Source organism: Planctobacterium marinum, from assembly GCF_036322805.1.
Lineage (GTDB): Bacteria > Pseudomonadota > Gammaproteobacteria > Enterobacterales > Alteromonadaceae > Planctobacterium > Planctobacterium marinum_A.
The window spans coordinates 71602-86601 of the sequence record NZ_AP027272.1; the positions used below are offsets into that span (position 1 = coordinate 71602).

At 45.2% G+C, this 15000-nt stretch carries 14 protein-coding genes; 11 read left to right on the forward strand and 3 right to left on the reverse strand.

Translation table 11 applies throughout. The features are described from left to right. Nucleotides 1–21: 21 nt before the first annotated feature. Nucleotides 22–1185 carry an AraC family transcriptional regulator gene (locus AABA75_RS00335; protein WP_338290322.1) on the forward strand — a complete coding sequence of 388 codons (1164 nt, stop codon included), beginning with the start codon at nt 22–24 and terminating at the stop codon, nt 1183–1185. Here AABA75_RS00335 and AABA75_RS00340 read toward each other — a convergent pair. Beyond that, complete coding sequence (locus tag AABA75_RS00340) at nt 1172–2473, reverse strand: 3-deoxy-D-manno-octulosonic acid transferase (RefSeq protein WP_338290323.1); 1302 nt, start codon at nt 2471–2473, stop codon at nt 1172–1174. The two genes, AABA75_RS00335 and AABA75_RS00340, sit on opposite strands and share 14 nt — an antisense overlap. Nucleotides 2474–2672: 199 nt before the next feature. Between AABA75_RS00340 and AABA75_RS00345 the strand changes: the two genes are divergently transcribed. Genes AABA75_RS00345 through glpG form a run of 4 tightly spaced genes read left to right on the forward strand, consistent with a single transcriptional unit; the run spans nt 2673 to nt 6053 of the window. Further along, the gene (locus AABA75_RS00345; RefSeq protein WP_338290324.1) at nt 2673–3860 is read left to right on the forward strand and encodes a glycine C-acetyltransferase; all 1188 of its coding nucleotides are present in this window, start codon (nt 2673–2675) and stop codon (nt 3858–3860) included. Beyond that, nucleotides 3860–4882 (forward strand): L-threonine 3-dehydrogenase, encoded by a 1023-nt coding sequence (gene tdh, locus AABA75_RS00350; protein ID WP_338290325.1) that lies wholly within the window; start codon nt 3860–3862, stop codon nt 4880–4882. The genes AABA75_RS00345 and tdh overlap by 1 nt, the downstream gene beginning before the upstream one ends. Before the next feature lie 14 nt (nt 4883–4896). Then, nucleotides 4897–5208, forward strand: coding sequence for a thiosulfate sulfurtransferase GlpE (gene glpE, locus AABA75_RS00355; RefSeq protein ID WP_338290326.1), 312 nt, complete (start codon nt 4897–4899; stop codon nt 5206–5208). Continuing rightward, nucleotides 5208–6053, forward strand: coding sequence for a rhomboid family intramembrane serine protease GlpG (glpG, locus tag AABA75_RS00360; protein WP_338290327.1), 846 nt, complete (start codon nt 5208–5210; stop codon nt 6051–6053). The genes glpE and glpG overlap by 1 nt, the downstream gene beginning before the upstream one ends. Nucleotides 6054–6058: 5 nt before the next feature. Here the strand turns inward: glpG and AABA75_RS00365 are convergent, their stop codons facing one another. Then, nucleotides 6059–6418: a flagellar basal body-associated protein FliL gene (locus tag AABA75_RS00365; protein ID WP_338294774.1), complete on the reverse strand. Its 360-nt coding sequence runs from the start codon at nt 6416–6418 to the stop codon at nt 6059–6061. Nucleotides 6419–6590: 172 nt separating this feature from the next. Here AABA75_RS00365 and AABA75_RS00370 point away from each other — a divergent pair, with 172 nt between their 5' ends. Beyond that, nucleotides 6591–7163, forward strand: coding sequence for a chorismate--pyruvate lyase family protein (locus AABA75_RS00370; RefSeq protein WP_338290328.1), 573 nt, complete (start codon nt 6591–6593; stop codon nt 7161–7163). A 17-nt stretch (nt 7164–7180) separates the two neighbouring features. Further along, nucleotides 7181–8050, forward strand: a complete 870-nt coding sequence (gene ubiA, locus AABA75_RS00375) for a 4-hydroxybenzoate octaprenyltransferase (protein ID WP_338290329.1) — start codon at nt 7181–7183, stop codon at nt 8048–8050. 17 nt (nt 8051–8067) lie between these two features. Here the strand turns inward: ubiA and plsB are convergent, their stop codons facing one another. Continuing rightward, nucleotides 8068–10506 carry a glycerol-3-phosphate 1-O-acyltransferase PlsB gene (gene plsB, locus AABA75_RS00380; protein WP_338294775.1) on the reverse strand — a complete coding sequence of 813 codons (2439 nt, stop codon included), beginning with the start codon at nt 10504–10506 and terminating at the stop codon, nt 8068–8070. Nucleotides 10507–10676: 170 nt separating this feature from the next. On the opposite strand from plsB, the gene lexA reads away from it, so the two are divergent. The 4 genes from lexA to AABA75_RS00400 all read left to right on the forward strand — a co-directional run bounded on the left by lexA (nt 10677) and on the right by AABA75_RS00400 (nt 14991). Beyond that, nucleotides 10677–11300, forward strand: a complete 624-nt coding sequence (gene lexA / locus AABA75_RS00385) for a transcriptional repressor LexA (RefSeq protein ID WP_338290330.1) — start codon at nt 10677–10679, stop codon at nt 11298–11300. A gap of 393 nt (nt 11301–11693) precedes the next feature. Further along, complete coding sequence (gene coxB, locus AABA75_RS00390) at nt 11694–12806, forward strand: cytochrome c oxidase subunit II (RefSeq protein ID WP_338294776.1); 1113 nt, start codon at nt 11694–11696, stop codon at nt 12804–12806. A 12-nt stretch (nt 12807–12818) separates the two neighbouring features. Continuing rightward, on the forward strand, nt 12819–14417 hold the full coding sequence (gene ctaD / locus AABA75_RS00395) for a cytochrome c oxidase subunit I (protein WP_338290331.1): 1599 nt from the start codon (nt 12819–12821) through the stop codon (nt 14415–14417). A gap of 13 nt (nt 14418–14430) precedes the next feature. Further along, the gene (locus AABA75_RS00400) at nt 14431–14991 is read left to right on the forward strand and encodes a cytochrome c oxidase assembly protein (protein ID WP_338290332.1); all 561 of its coding nucleotides are present in this window, start codon (nt 14431–14433) and stop codon (nt 14989–14991) included. The last annotated feature ends 9 nt before the right edge of the window (nt 14992–15000 follow it).

Sequence of the window (15000 nt, forward strand, 5' to 3'; positions counted from 1 at the left end):
CTATCAAATCACGTATTTGCAATGACTCAAGGGATTGGCTTGGTGGCGTTATTGTGGCTTTGGCTCGGCTCCACTGATATTGCATTGAAACGGCTCTTTTCACTCCTGATAGCTTCTTTGCTCTTAATTTCAATCGCCCCTTATTTAGAGAACAGCAAAGAAAGCAATATAAACATAGCAATAGCCTTGTTACTCATTGCCTTTTTCTGGTTGCCGGTAATTTACTGGCGCTTAATTCACTATCTGACGACTACCGTATCAAATCAAAATCAGTGGGGAACAAAACACAATATTTTTCCGGGTCTGGTGACCATCCTTGCGGGATGGTTGATGCTCTTACCTGAAGAAAGAAGTCGCGCCTTATTTGTGCTGGAAGATGCTCATTTGTCGATCAGTGAAACGATTCTTTTGGTATCGGTGTTTCTGCTGTTTTTGGGATGGCTTTTTTTCTCCTTGTATTACGTTGTTAAAATTACACAGCGACTGGTCTGGTATCGACGACAATTACCCAAGTTATTTTCCAACTTTACGGGCAAAGATCTGCGTTGGGTAGATTGGCAGGGGGGCTTATTATTATTGGCGTGGGTCACTGTCGCTCTCGGATACAGTGATGTGTTTGGCCAAACGCGTTTTTTAAGCCTGCTCACCGGAAGCTTACTCTTGATGTTGTTATTGCTGGTAATCGCAATATGGGGTATTTCGCAGTCTCCAGCCTTTGCCAGCATAACATCCTTGCAAGTGCCGTTACAGGCCTTGATAACCAAAGATGCGGCTGCACCGGGTGAGGATGAAGACAAAACAAGGCGATATCAGAATTCTGCTCTTACGGAAAAGGACATTGAGGTTTATAAGCACAAATTGCTTGAGCAGATGGAGCGAGATATTTATCTGGATCCAGAGCTCAGTATGCCCAAGTTAGCCAGAAGCGCTGGAGTACCAGCCAATTATGTTTCGCAAACAATCAATGAAGCGTTCAACTGTAATTTTTATCAATTGATTAATGCTTATCGCATTCGCTTCGCACAAAAAGTACTGCGAGAAAGTAACGATAATATTCTAAATGTGGCGCTCGCCAGTGGTTTTAATACGCGCTCGGCGTTCTACAATGCTTTTAAGCAGAACACCGGTTTAACGCCATCGCAGTACAGGTTGAAACAACAATCTGACCAGGCTAAAACCCAATAGCTGTTAATGTCGTATTGATGGCGCCTGCATTGTCACTGATAACCCTGGCACCGGCACTTCCGGCAGTTACCGCATCCTTCGGGTTGGCTAACCAAAAACGAATTTTATCGGTTAATTCATTTTCCTGTACGACAGTTTGTAGCGCACCAGCCTGAATTAAAGCATCGCATATCGCAGGATTATTGTGCTGTGAGGGCCCCATCAATATCGGTTTCGATAAAAGCGCTGCTTCAAGGGCATTATGACCGCCTCTGTCAGCCAGGCTGCCTCCCACAAAAGCGATGTCTGCCAGGCTATAAACACTCTTTAATACACCCATGGCATCCACCAGAAACACATCCGTTTCTGCCTTAATAGGGGGGTGTTGCGAAAGGCACTGATACGCTAAAGATTGTTGCGCAATGAGTTTTTCAACTTTTGCGAACCGCTGTGGATGGCGCGGTGTGAGTATTAACAGCAGATCTGGGTTGTCTTTTTTGAGTTGCTGGTAGCTTTGCAAAAGCACCTTTTCCTCCGGATCATGAGTACTTGCTCCCAGTAAAACATTACGATTTTCGATTTGTAGTAAAGCGGCGAGTTTTGCTGCCTGGTCACTCTCTTGCTGTGACAACTCCAGATCAAACTTAATATTGTTGCTCAACAAGAGTTGCTGTTCATTCAATCCCAGTGCGAGATAATTGTCATAATCTCGTTGTCCTTGGGCACAGACCTTGGTCAACTTGTTCAACATTGCGGTAAACAGGATACCGAGCTTGGCATAACGCTGAGCGGATTTATCCGTCATCCTGGCATTAATCAAATAAACCGGAAGGTGTTTGCTGTAGCAAGCATGAATAAAGTTCGGCCAGAGCTCTACTTCTGTTACCAGCACTTTTTCGGGCTTAACCCTGTTTAGTAAGCGACGCGCTAATCGGGGTAAGTCATAGGGCAGATAGCAGTGATTCACGGTATCGGCGAACAGGTCTTTGACTTGTTGTGCCCCCGTAGCTGTTGTGGTGGTGACGGTAACAGGGTAGTCAGGTTGGATACTACGAATTCGTTTGATCAGGGAAGCGGCCACCATCACTTCGCCTACCGAAACACAATGTACCAATAAGCCACCAGAACTTTGCAGTTCGGGTGTTTGCCCTAGTCGTTGTCGTTTTCGAATGGAATAGCCTGCACCCTTAAACGGAGCCTTGATAAGCCAGGCGCACCAGTTGCAAAGTACGAGAATCAGAATAATGGCCGTATACAAGGCTCTGGATAAGCGTTCTTTGCTGGTCTCGGTGCTTGTGTGTTGCTGCATTGGAGTGGCTCAGTTCAGGTCTATTGTTGTTGGTTTTTTCTTTTTCTACGGGCATTTTGTCAGTTTTTAATTACATTTTAAATCAGCATCTAACCAGCCTGTCTAACAGGAATGAGCTGAGTCAGTTACTATTGCCTCGGAATCAATTAAAATAATCAGCAATTATAAAAGAAATAAACAATCTAACGCAGGCCTACGAATGAGCATGATAGAACATCTACAAAACGAACTGGCAAATCTGAAAGAAGAAGGGCTTTATAAGTCTGAACGCATTATTACTTCTCAGCAGGATGCCGATGTTAGCGTCTCAACAGGAGATCAGGTATTAAACTTCTGCGCTAACAATTACCTTGGCTTAGCCAATCATCCGGAATTAATCGAGGCTGCGAAAAATGGCTTGGACAGCCATGGTTTCGGTATGGCATCTGTGCGTTTTATTTGTGGTACTCAAGATAATCACAAAGTGTTAGAAGGCAAAATTTCAGAATTCCTGGGCATGGAAGATACTATCTTGTATTCCTCCTGTTTCGATGCCAATGCGGGTTTGTTTGAAACCATTTTAGGCCCTGAAGATGCCATTATTTCTGATGCGCTTAATCACGCCAGTATTATCGATGGTGTGCGTTTGTGTAAGGCTAAGCGTTTTCGCTATGCCAACAATGACATGGCTGACTTAGAAGCTAAATTGCAGGAAGCGACAGAGCAGGGAGCGCGTTTTAAGCTTATCGCTACTGACGGTGTGTTTTCCATGGATGGCATTATCGCGAATCTTAAAGGCGTATGTGATTTAGCAGACAAGTATGGTGCCATGGTAATGGTAGATGACTCTCACGCAGTCGGATTTGTGGGAGAAAATGGTCGCGGTAGTCACGAGCATTGTGATGTGATGGGGCGCGTTGACATTATTACGGGTACCTTGGGTAAAGCACTGGGTGGCGCTTCAGGTGGTTACACTTCTGGCAAAAAAGAGGTGATTGACTGGCTGCGTCAACGCTCTCGTCCTTATTTGTTTTCTAATTCTCTGGCGCCCTCTATTGTGGCCGCTTCTATTCGCGTAATCGATATGTTGCAGGAAGGCAACGATCTGCGCGCTAAGCTGGTGGAAAACAGCCAGTATTTCAGAGAAAAAATGTCGGCTGCAGGCTTTACTTTGGCCGGTGCTGACCACGCTATTATTCCGGTGATGATCGGCGACGCCAAACTCGCTTCTGAAATGGCTGATAAGATGCTGCAAAAAGGCATCTATGTGGTGGGATTTTCTTTTCCTGTGGTACCCAAGGGCCAGGCGCGCATTCGCACCCAAATGTCTTCAGCTCATTCTAAAGCACAATTGGATAAAGTGATTGATGCCTTCATCAGTACGGGTAAAGAGTTAGGAGTTATCTAATGAAAGCCTTATCTAAACTGCATTCGGAAAAAGGCATCTGGATGGTAGATGCCGAAAAGCCTGATATGGGGCACAATGATTTACTCATAAAAATCCGCAAATCTGCGATCTGCGGTACTGACATGCACATTTACCATTGGGACGAGTGGGCACAAAAAACCATTCCAGTACCCATGGTAGTGGGCCATGAATATGTCGGTGAAGTGGTGGATATGGGCAGTGAGGTTGCTGGCTTTAAAAAGGGCGATAGAGTGTCTGGTGAAGGGCACATTACATGTGGGCATTGCCGCAATTGCCGTGCCGGACGTCGTCATTTATGTCGCAATACCTATGGCGTTGGTGTTGACCGCCCGGGTTCTTTTGCCGAATACCTGGTGATACCTGCCTTTAATGCGTTCAAAATTCCCGATAATATTAGCGACGATCTGGCGGCGATTTTTGATCCCTTTGGTAATGCAGTCCACACGGCGTTATCTTTTGACCTTGTGGGTGAAGATGTGCTGATTACTGGTGCGGGTCCGATTGGTATTATGGCTGCTGCCGTAGCCAAACACGTAGGTGCCCGGAATGTGGTGATCACCGATGTAAATGAGTATCGACTCGAATTGGCTCGAACAATGGGCGCGACTCGCGCGGTTAATGTGGCATCGGAATCTCTCAAAGATGTGATGCGTGAATTGGGTATGACTGAAGGTTTCGATGTCGGTCTTGAGATGTCCGGCGTACCCATGGCGTTTCGCGATATGCTCAACAATATGAATCACGGGGGTAAAATATCCCTTCTGGGCATCCCACCATCAGACATGGCCATTGACTGGAATCAGGTGATTTTTAAAGGCTTGGTGATCAAAGGCATTTACGGTCGGGAAATGTTCGAAACCTGGTACAAGATGGCCAGTTTGATCCAATCGGGACTCAATCTCGAACCTATGATCACCCATCAGTTTCAGATTGATGACTTCCAACAGGGGTTTGAAGTGATGGCTTCAGGCCAGTCGGGTAAAGTATTGTTGAACTGGTAGGAGGATAATCATCAATGGAAAGCTTTAAACACATCGATGTTCAAGGAACTCTCAAGTTATTAGAGCAGGGTGCGAAAATCTACGATATTCGCGACCCCGGTAGTTTCACCACCGGGCATATTCCTGGTGCTGCACATCTGACCAATGACAATATACAGCAAGAAATTACGGAAACACCTGTAAATACCCCTGTAGTCATCTGTTGTTACCACGGTATTAGTAGTCAACAAGCGGCTCAGTATTTTGTTGCTCAAGGTTTTACTGATGTTTACAGCATGGATGGTGGCTTTGAGGCGTGGCGCAATGCCGGGGCAGATACTGAATAATGCTGTTGGTGGCGTTTCCACAAAAAGGTCCCGCCGGTACGTTGGTGGCTTACTTGCAGGGCAAGGGAATCGAATGCCATTGTCACAAAGAACTCCAGCAGTATCAGGTGATACTAAATAATGAAGCCGATTTTCAGACCGCGCGGGAGATATTGCAGCAATTTTTACAAAATCCCAATGCGCGTGAGTTTCAACAAGTCGCTTGGCAGAATTCTGAACCTGTTTCTTTAAACGGCCCAGGCACTGGCTTGTCCCTCACAAGGGTATTTGAGTTATTACGCAATGCTCCTGTCAGCGCTTCATTACTATTTATTGCACTAGCGATCCATACCATGGTGTTTCTGTTAGGCCAGGTGGAAATATTTGACCGTCTCTACTTTATGCCATGGTCAGAGGTTACCAACAGTGGTGAGTATTGGCGGCTACTCACTCCTACCTTGATGCATTTTTCTGCGTTGCATTTGATCTTCAATCTGGCCTGGTGGTGGACGCTGGGAAAAGATATAGAGGCAAAATTTGGCGCTACCGGTCTTATCTTGCTCTATCTGGCGACAGGGCTGTTATCTAACTACACCCAATTTTTGGTTTCTGGCCCCGGTTTTGGTGGTTTAAGTGGTGTGGTTTATGGCTTATTCGGCTTTGTATGGTGGTGTGGCTGGTTGCGTCCGCAATGGGGCTTGAGTCTATCGAAACCTCTGGTGGGCTTTATGTTGCTGTGGCTGTTGATAGGCTTTGCAGACGTGCTCTGGATAAATATGGCAAACACAGCCCATTTAACAGGGCTTGTGTGCGGTTGCATGTCAGCCCTGTTGATAACAAGATTCGGTAGGGTAAAGACAACCTGAGAAAGTTAACCTTGATAAAGATATTTGGTGAAAATCACGTCTTTAATCATTTCTGAGCCGGTTTCGGCTTTCATTAACTTTCGTAATTCATCCAGACAGGCACGGCGGATATCTTCTCTTCCAGTTAGTGATTTCACCTGTTCTTCAGACTGACGGCCGAATATATCTATAGTAGTGGCGCGCAACAGCGGGGCGTGATGTTCTGCTGCCTCAAGGTGTTTTGCTGAATCCAGCATTAATTCTATCGTGACCCTTACATAGCCGATTTTGCTACTGTTAGAACTGATATAATTAGTCACAATGTCTGGCTCCAGGCCAAAATAGGCGGTGTCACGGGCGAAGGCGCCGGGACTGGAGAGCAACATACTGGCCAAAAAGGCAAAACCCAACAATTTCATTTTCATAATTGCTACCAAAAAACCAATAATAAACAGAGTGATACTGAATCAGATAACTGTAGATTATATTACGCTTACGCTTTTGTCTAAATCCCGTAGTTGTTATTATTTTACATAATCTAATCAATTAGAATGAATTTTGACTGAAAGTCTGCTGAATATTGGGCCGATCAAAGAGCCTTGGCTATCTCCTGAGTGTTTGTGTCCTCAAGATCCCTTACTGCGTAACTGGCTGTTAAATACCGGATCTTTAACTGAACGGCTGCAATCACAGTGTTTGCGTTTCGATGTTGAAGTATTAAGCCAAAGCGTTAGTGGAATTTCACAAGATGAAACTAACTACCTTTATGGTCAATTTGACGTGCCAGCACAAAGTACTCAGGTAAGAGAAGTGTTTCTCAAAGGCAATGACCAGCACTGGGTGTTTGCCAGATCTTTGTTGCCCTGCGAATTTTTGCACCAGGAAATGGCAGAACTAACCCAATTGGGTAACCAGCCACTGGGTAAAATCATCTTTAATGATGACAGGTTTGAGCGTTTGGGTTTTCAGCTGGTGGAATGCCCGGTGGCGGGGGCGACGCAAACAAGTCTGGCCATTAGAGCCGGGTTTTCTCTTTGGGGAAGACGTTCTTTGTTTCGCTTCAAACAACATCACATTATGGTGGCCGAGATATTTTTACCTGATTGCCCCGCCTACTCGTATAACCCTTGAATAAAAGAGAGTTGCCAATGCCCAATTTTCAGGCTAAATGGAATGCATATTGGCGCTTAATGCGCGCAGATAAACCTATTGGAAGTTGGTTGTTGCTGTGGCCAACGGCCTGGGGCTTGTTATTAGCCGCTGAAGGATTGCCATCATGGCATATCATGTCGGTGTTTTTCGCGGGGACTTTGTTAATGCGTGCCGCAGGATGTGTGATCAATGATGTTGCTGACCGAAAAATTGATGGCCATGTAGAGCGTACACAAGCTCGTCCAATAGTGAGTGGTGAGGTTTCTACCAAGGAAGCTCTGGGCTTGTTTCTTTTGCTGGTAGCAATAGCATTTTTACTGGTGCTGACCCTGAATTGGCAAACGGTAATGTTGTCATTTGTGGCTTTGGCTCTGGCGTTTTGTTATCCCTTTATGAAGCGTTACACCTATTTACCTCAGTTTGTTTTGGGCATGGCGTTTAGCTTTGGTATTCCGATGGCATTTATGGCTATCAGGGAAGCGTTACCTTGGTGGTTATGGGGTATTTATCTGGCTAATCTGTTATGGACTGTTGCTTACGATACCATGTATGCCATGGTGGACAGAGATGATGATCTGAAAATAGGAGTGAAGTCTACAGCCATCTTGTTCGGTAAATTTGATAAGTTGCTCATAGGGCTACTACAAATATCTAGCTTGTTGTCTTTACTTGGAGTCTATCTGTATTTGCAGCTGGGCTGGTTTGCTTATAGTGGGCTTGTTATTGCAGCTTTGATGTTTGTTCAGCAACAAAGAATGATTTCAGAGAGGCAAAGAGAAGCTTGCTTCCGGGCTTTTTTACACAATAACAAAGTGGGTATGGTGATCACGCTGGGTTTGGTGGGGGAGTTTTTACTCCCCCTGTAACCAAGTTTAAATATTCGCTACTTGATCTGCTGTAATCGCTTTACAAATTCCGGTGATACCAAGCTAAACAACAAATTTTGCAGCTCACGGCTTTTGTCTGAATGTAACAATAATCCCTCTTCATTTGCTTCCCAAATGTCATATTCTCTTGCTGCAGCAATAAAAGTGGCTAACACATTTTTATCGTAAAACTCTGGCGCGCTTATGCCTTGTAGTGTCGACATGCGCTCTGCTACCTGGCGACTGCGTTTTTCCAGTGCGCCGCGTGAGGTTGTGCCCAGTTGTTCCAGTTGATTGAGTACTAATGCGTAGCGCTGCAAGGTTTCCTGGATCACGGATTTCAGCAACCACAGGCTGTAGAATTGCACACTACTGGTTTCGGCAGGTGTTAATGTATCGTCATTATTGATTAACATGCCTTGGGTCACCATACCGTCAATTAGACTGTTGGTGTACGCCATTGCCTGTTCTTCACTCATATAGATGAATAGCTCTTTTTTGAGCAAAGGATAAATGCGACCAACCAAGGTGAGCAATTGCTCTCGGCGACACTCTCCATGCGCTATTACAATGGCAGCAATTAATCCGGGTATACAAAACATGTGCAAAATGTTGTTGCGGTAATAGGTTAGAATAATGGCGTTACTGCGCTCAATAGAAATGATCTCACCAAAGCTGTCTTCACTGACATCGAATTTTTCCAGGCGCAAGGTGTTTTCCAATAACTTTTCGGCGCTGACTTGTGGAAAACTGCTTTGTTCACTAAAGGGGCATTGACGCAACAGGCTCAGGTAGCTCTCCATGACTTGCAATAGCTCTTCTCGACTCATGGCCCGTTTTTCTGCGGCCAATAAACACAGTGATGCCAGAGCCATCCCGCTTACAGCCGAGGCTTGATTAATGCGTTCATTGATATTGTGGCTTAAGCTGTTAACCGTAGGGGTTAACCAAGCTGGCTTTTTGTCATCAATGGAGGCTTGATCTTGGCGCCACTCTGGTGTTTTTGCATCAAGGTACTGGCCCAAGTGAATGGGTTCGCCAAAATTTAGAAATCCGTAACCATAATTCTTGAGTTTGCGTATGGCAGAAAATACTCCCAAAAAGGATTCTTTTTCTTTGTTCTTACCTCTGAGTTCCTTCAGATAACTTTTTACCTCCATGACATGCTCGTAACCAATATAAACTGGCACGATACTCACCGGGCGTTTAACGCCTTTTACCATTGCTTGTATGGTCATGGCTAACATGCCGGTCTTGGGCGGGAGTAATCGACCGGTTCTGCTGCGACCACCTTCAGCATAGAACTTCACCGAATAGCCTTTGTTAAACAGCTGTTCAAGGTATTCCCGAAATACCGCTGTATAGAGCTTGTTGCCGGCAAAGGAGCGTCGAATGAAAAAAGCACCGCCGCGTCGAAATACACCGCCGATGGGCCAGAAGTTGAGATTAATACCCGCGGCGATATGGGGTGTTACTAAGCCTTCGTGGTAAATAACGTAGGTGAGTAACAGATAATCCATGTGACTCCTGTGGCAAGGAACATAGATGATTTCATGGCCGTTTTGTGCAAGTTCCCTAACTTTATCGGCATTTTTTACCTCAATACCGTTGTAGATTTTATTCCAGACTCGACCAAGTAAACGATCCCCCAAGCGAATGACGCCCTCTCGATAATCAGCGGCGATTTCGGAGATGTAACTTTTAGCGCGAGCACGGGCTTTTACCAGTTCAGCTGGTGATTCCTTGGCTTCTAACGCCATAGCCCGTTTTACTGAAGCTGAGCCTAAAATACTGTTGAATAATTGATGGCGGTCCATCAGCATCGGACCGTTCATGCTTTGCTGGCGGCGATAAAAATGGGTTCTTGCCAATCGGATTAACTTATGGGCGATCTCCGAATCAGTGCCGTGAGTAGTGGCCATTTTTTTACTGGAAACAGCCGGGCTGTAATAGACAAAATTATCTCTGCCCAGGAATAGCACGATAAAAAACTTGCGCAACCAGGAAGGTGAAGCTCGGTCGGCCAGCAGTTCTGCCCAGCCTCTGGTTTCCTTTCCGGGCGCTCGCCCCCAGAAAATTGAGACCGGCACAATTTGCAGGTCCAGCTCTTCGTCATTGCGATGCATTTTGAACAAGCGGGTAAAGCTTTTATTGATATCAGTATGTTTGGTTTTTTTGGAAAGTAATGATTCTGGCTCTTGTAAAAACAAGCAGCTGGCTTGTTTTTTAGGACCAATTTTTAATTGTTTGTCCGGAGCTGGCAATCCCAGCATTTTCGTAGATATTTCGAGCGCCACTCTGTCGGTCAGGGAATTGGTACGCAACAGGTATACAATCGGACGATGTTTGTCGATCCCCAATTCACTCTCTATGTCAGCGGGAATGTTGCTGGTTTTTACTAACCAACGGGTCGGGTATTTAACCAAGTTAAAAAAGAGATTTTGATACCAAGCCATCATCAACTAATCATAATTAAAACTGCACAGATCATAGCACGGCCTGGCTTCTTTGGCTCCCGTATCTCTGCAACCGATTGTATAAATCTATTAAAATCAGCAAATTGTGTTGAGTTTACTGCTTGACTGTATATACTGCCAGTTAAACTGTACGAAAAAACAGGTTTAGTATGCGCCCACTAACATTGCGTCAAGAACAAGTTCTTACCCTTATAAAAGATACTATTGCCGATACCGGTATGCCGCCAACCAGAGCCGAAATTGCAAGGCAATTAGGCTTCAAGAGCGCGAATGCTGCCGAGGAACACCTCAAAGCATTGGCTCGTAAAGGTGTTATAGAGATTCTACCTGGTACTTCCAGGGGAATTCGTCTTGTGGGTCAGCTAGATGAACCCGCTGAAGATGATGGCTTGCCGTTAATTGGTAAAGTGGCAGCAGGTGAGCCCATATTGGCTCAAGAGCATATTGAGAGTCATTACCAGGTGGCTGCAAATATGTTTCAGCCTGAGGCTCATTATTTATTAAGAGTCGATGGCGAGAGCATGAAAGACATCGGTATTATGGATGGCGACTTGTTGGCTGTGCATCGTACTAACCAGGCGCGCAATGGCCAGGTAGTGGTAGCGCGTGTCGAAGATGATGTCACTGTAAAACGGTTTGAAAAGTCTGGTGCTGAGGTTCTGCTTCATGCCGAGAACAGTGATTTTGCTCCTATTAAGGTGGATTTGAACTCGCAACCTTTAAATATTGAAGGTATTGCTGTTGGAATCATCCGAAATAATGCCTGGATGTAAACAACTTCGAAACACTCTGTTTTACCTGATTAAATTGCTTTTTCTCGATAGCCCATTGATTAATGGGCTTTTTTGTATCTGTGGTTCGGTCACATTTATTCACCCAGACAAAAATTTGCACAAAAAATAGCGAATTAATTTCTTTTTTTCCTGTTCGGGTCTATTTTTGACACATCAGCTGGTTAAAAAAACGTCTTTTTTAGCCGTCTAAATGTTTTTTATCTTCGAAAATTGTTTACATATCATTCGGTTTTTAACATAGTAATAACAAATATGTTTCAAAATCGTAACGTATGGTGCGATTTCCGTTGTGCTAATGACCAAAAATAAAACAACGGACAGGAAAGGAGGAACACACAGGTGAGCAGAATTTTAATAGGTTTTTGGGGGTTATTGCTAAGTTGCGCATCGTTTGCCGCTTCTAATCCGCAGCCGGATCAATATCAGCTGAATTTAAGGCCGGGCGTCACTGAGATAAGTCAACAAGTATACGAATTACACATGATCATTTTCTGGATCTGTGTGGTTATCGGGGTGTTGGTATTTGGCGCTATGCTGTGGGCCACCATCTTTCACCGCAAGTCCAGAGGGGTGAAGCCGGCGACATTTCACGAAAGTGTTAAGGTGGAAATTGCCTGGACAGTCGTTCCTTTCCTCATTCTTATCGGCATGGCTATCCCTGCCACTAAAACGTTGATCGCGATGGAGGATGTGTCCTCTCCAGATGTGACGGTGTTGGTTACTGGCTCACAGTGGAAGTGGCATTACAAGTATATGGATAATGACGTTGAGTTTTTCTCTTTACTGGCCACCCAACCAGAGCAAATCAATAACAAATTAGAAAAGAACATCAATTACCTGTTGGAAGTTGACCGACCTCTGGTTATTCCCACCAATCAAAAGGTGCGTTTCCTGATCACCTCCGATGACGTTATCCATTCTTGGTGGGTACCTGATTTCGCTGTGAAAAAAGATGCCAACCCCGGCTTTATCAATGAAGCGTGGACTCGAGTAGACAAGCCTGGCATCTATCGCGGTCAATGCGCTGAACTTTGCGGTAAAGATCACGGTTTTATGCCTGTTGTGGTTATCGCCATGGAACCAGCTGATTATGCAGCCTGGATTGCAGACCAAGAGGAAATACAACGCAAAGCTAAAGAAGAAGAGCAAAAGCTGCTGGCTATGAATATGGATATGGATGAGTTAATGAGCGTCGGTGAAAGAGTGTACGTCACCAGCTGCGCTGCTTGTCACATGCCCAACGGTGAAGGTTTACCGGGCGTGTTTCCTGCTCTGAAAGGTAGCGACATTGCTATAAACGACATGCAAAAACATATTGAAGTTGTTGTTAACGGTGTAGCAGGAACGGCCATGCAGGCTTACGGAAAACAACTTTCGATGAAAGAACTAGCAGCAGTAATTACCTACGAGCGAAACGCATGGGGCAATGACACTGGTGAATCAGTGCAAGCTAAAGACGTTAACGCCGTATTGAACGGACAATAAGGGGAAGTTGAGATGAGTACAGTGACAGACGATATCCATCACGACGAACACCATGATCACCACGATCATAAACCAACGGGCATAAAGCGCTGGTTGTACACCACTAACCACAAAGATATCGGCACCTTATATCTTTGGTTTGCGTTTATTATGTTTTTAATCGGTGGTGCAATGGCTATGGTGATTCGGGCTGAGTTATTCCAGCCTGGATTACAGATAGTTGACCCCAACTTCTTCAACCAGATGACCACTGTGCACGGCTTGATCATGGTATTCGGTGCCGTAATGCCGGCATTTACTGGCCTTGCTAACTGGATGGTACCCTTGATGATTGGCGCGCCTGACATGGCGCTACCAAGAATGAACAACTGGAGCTTTTGGATCTTACCCTTTGCCTTCCTGATATTGCTTATGTCGTTATTCATGGAAGGTGGTGGTCCCTCATTTGGTTGGACCTTCTATGCGCCACTATCCACAACCTACAGTAATGACTCTACAGCACTGTTTGTATTCTCTGTACATATTATGGGCGCCAGCTCCATCATGGGTGCAATTAACGTAATAGTCACCATTTTAAACATGCGTGCCCCCGGTATGACATTAATGAAAATGCCATTGTTTGTCTGGACCTGGTTAATCACCGCGTTCTTATTGATAGCGGTTATGCCAGTGCTTGCCGGTGCGGTAACTATGGTGTTAACCGATAAGTTCTTTGGTACCAGCTTCTTTGACGCGGCTGGCGGTGGTGACCCTGTGATGTTCCAGCATATCTTCTGGTTCTTTGGACATCCGGAGGTTTATATAATGATCTTGCCCGCCTTCGGGATCATTTCACAAATAGTGCCCACCTTTTCTCGTAAGAAATTGTTTGGCTATTCCTCGATGGTTTATGCCACAGCCTCCATCGCGTTGTTATCCTTTATCGTGTGGGCGCACCACATGTTCACTACAGGGATGCCAGTAGGTGCAGAATTGTTCTTTATGTTCGCCACTATGCTGATATCTGTACCCACCGGAGTAAAAGTATTTAACTGGGTAGCCACCATGTGGCGAGGTGCCATTAGTTTTGAAATCCCCATGATGTTTGCCTTGGCCTTTATTGTGTTATTCACCATCGGTGGTTTGTCAGGCTTAATGCTGGCGATTACACCAGTGGATTTCCAATATCACGATACCTATTTCGTGGTGGCTCATTTCCATTACGTTCTGGTGACTGGCGCAGTGTTTTCAATTATGGCCGCTACCTATTACTGGCTGCCTAAGTGGACCGGAAAAATGTACGATGTGGCGCTTGCCAAGTGGCACTTCTGGTGTTCTTTGATCTCGGTAAATGTGTTGTTCTTCCCTATGCACTTTGTAGGCCTGGCGGGTATGCCTCGTCGAATTCCAGACTATGCGTTGCAGTTCGCTGATTTTAACAAGTGGATCAGCGTGGGGGGCTTTGCATTTGGACTTTCCCAGTTGATTTTCCTGGCGTTACTAATCAAAGCGTGTCGCAAACAAGGTGAGCCTGTAACCGCACAAGTTTGGGATGGTGCAGAAGGCCTTGAGTGGGAAGTTCCGAGCCCGGCTCCTTACCACACATTTGAAACGCCGCCGGTTGTAAAGTAATTCATTTTTAACGATGAACTCAGAAAAACAACAAGAAAACAAAAAGGTCATCATTAAATTGGTGGCCGTTGTGTTTGGCATGTTTGGATTTGGTTTTGCGCTAGTGCCTTTATATGACGTGTTTTGCGCCGTAACAGGTATCAATGGCAAAACCTCGAACGAAGCTGCGGTATACCAAAATATCGAGGTAGACGAGAGTCGTCTTGTTACAGTGGAGTTTATTACTCGCACTAACACGGGTATGCCTTGGGAGTTTGAAACCAAGACGCGTCGTGTAGAAGTTCATCCAGGAGCAATGCATCAAGTAGACTTTTATGCCCACAATCCCAGTCAAAGAGATATTGTAGGTCAAGCCGTACCTTCTGTTTCTCCTGGGCCTGCGGCCATTTATTTGAATAAAACTGAGTGTTTTTGCTTTGAGCAACAACCACTCAAAGCAGGTGCTGAAACCACTATGCCAATGCGCTTTTACGTGGATCCAGCGCTACCGGATAATATTACATTTTTTACTGTGCAATATACTTTGTATGACGTAACCGAGCGTGGCCAAGAAATTGCCATGAATCGCGGTTAAAGGAGATGA

Bases quoted from the DNA above. Each gene is read 5' to 3' on its own strand.
- AABA75_RS00400 (WP_338290332.1), top strand. From the start codon at position 14,431: ATGAACTCAGAAAAACAACAAGAAAACAAAAAGGTCATCATTAAATTG.
- ctaD (WP_338290331.1), top strand. From the start codon at position 12,819: ATGAGTACAGTGACAGACGATATCCATCACGACGAACACCATGATCAC.
- AABA75_RS00345 (WP_338290324.1), top strand. From the start codon at position 2,673: ATGAGCATGATAGAACATCTACAAAACGAACTGGCAAATCTGAAAGAA.
- tdh (WP_338290325.1), top strand. From the start codon at position 3,860: ATGAAAGCCTTATCTAAACTGCATTCGGAAAAAGGCATCTGGATGGTA.
- glpE (WP_338290326.1), top strand. From the start codon at position 4,897: ATGGAAAGCTTTAAACACATCGATGTTCAAGGAACTCTCAAGTTATTA.
- AABA75_RS00335 (WP_338290322.1), top strand. From the start codon at position 22: ATGACTCAAGGGATTGGCTTGGTGGCGTTATTGTGGCTTTGGCTCGGC.
- plsB (WP_338294775.1), bottom strand. From the start codon at position 10,506: ATGGCTTGGTATCAAAATCTCTTTTTTAACTTGGTTAAATACCCGACC.
- AABA75_RS00340 (WP_338290323.1), bottom strand. From the start codon at position 2,473: ATGCAGCAACACACAAGCACCGAGACCAGCAAAGAACGCTTATCCAGA.
- glpG (WP_338290327.1), top strand. From the start codon at position 5,208: ATGCTGTTGGTGGCGTTTCCACAAAAAGGTCCCGCCGGTACGTTGGTG.
- ubiA (WP_338290329.1), top strand. From the start codon at position 7,181: ATGCCCAATTTTCAGGCTAAATGGAATGCATATTGGCGCTTAATGCGC.
- lexA (WP_338290330.1), top strand. From the start codon at position 10,677: ATGCGCCCACTAACATTGCGTCAAGAACAAGTTCTTACCCTTATAAAA.
- AABA75_RS00365 (WP_338294774.1), bottom strand. From the start codon at position 6,418: ATGTTGCTCTCCAGTCCCGGCGCCTTCGCCCGTGACACCGCCTATTTT.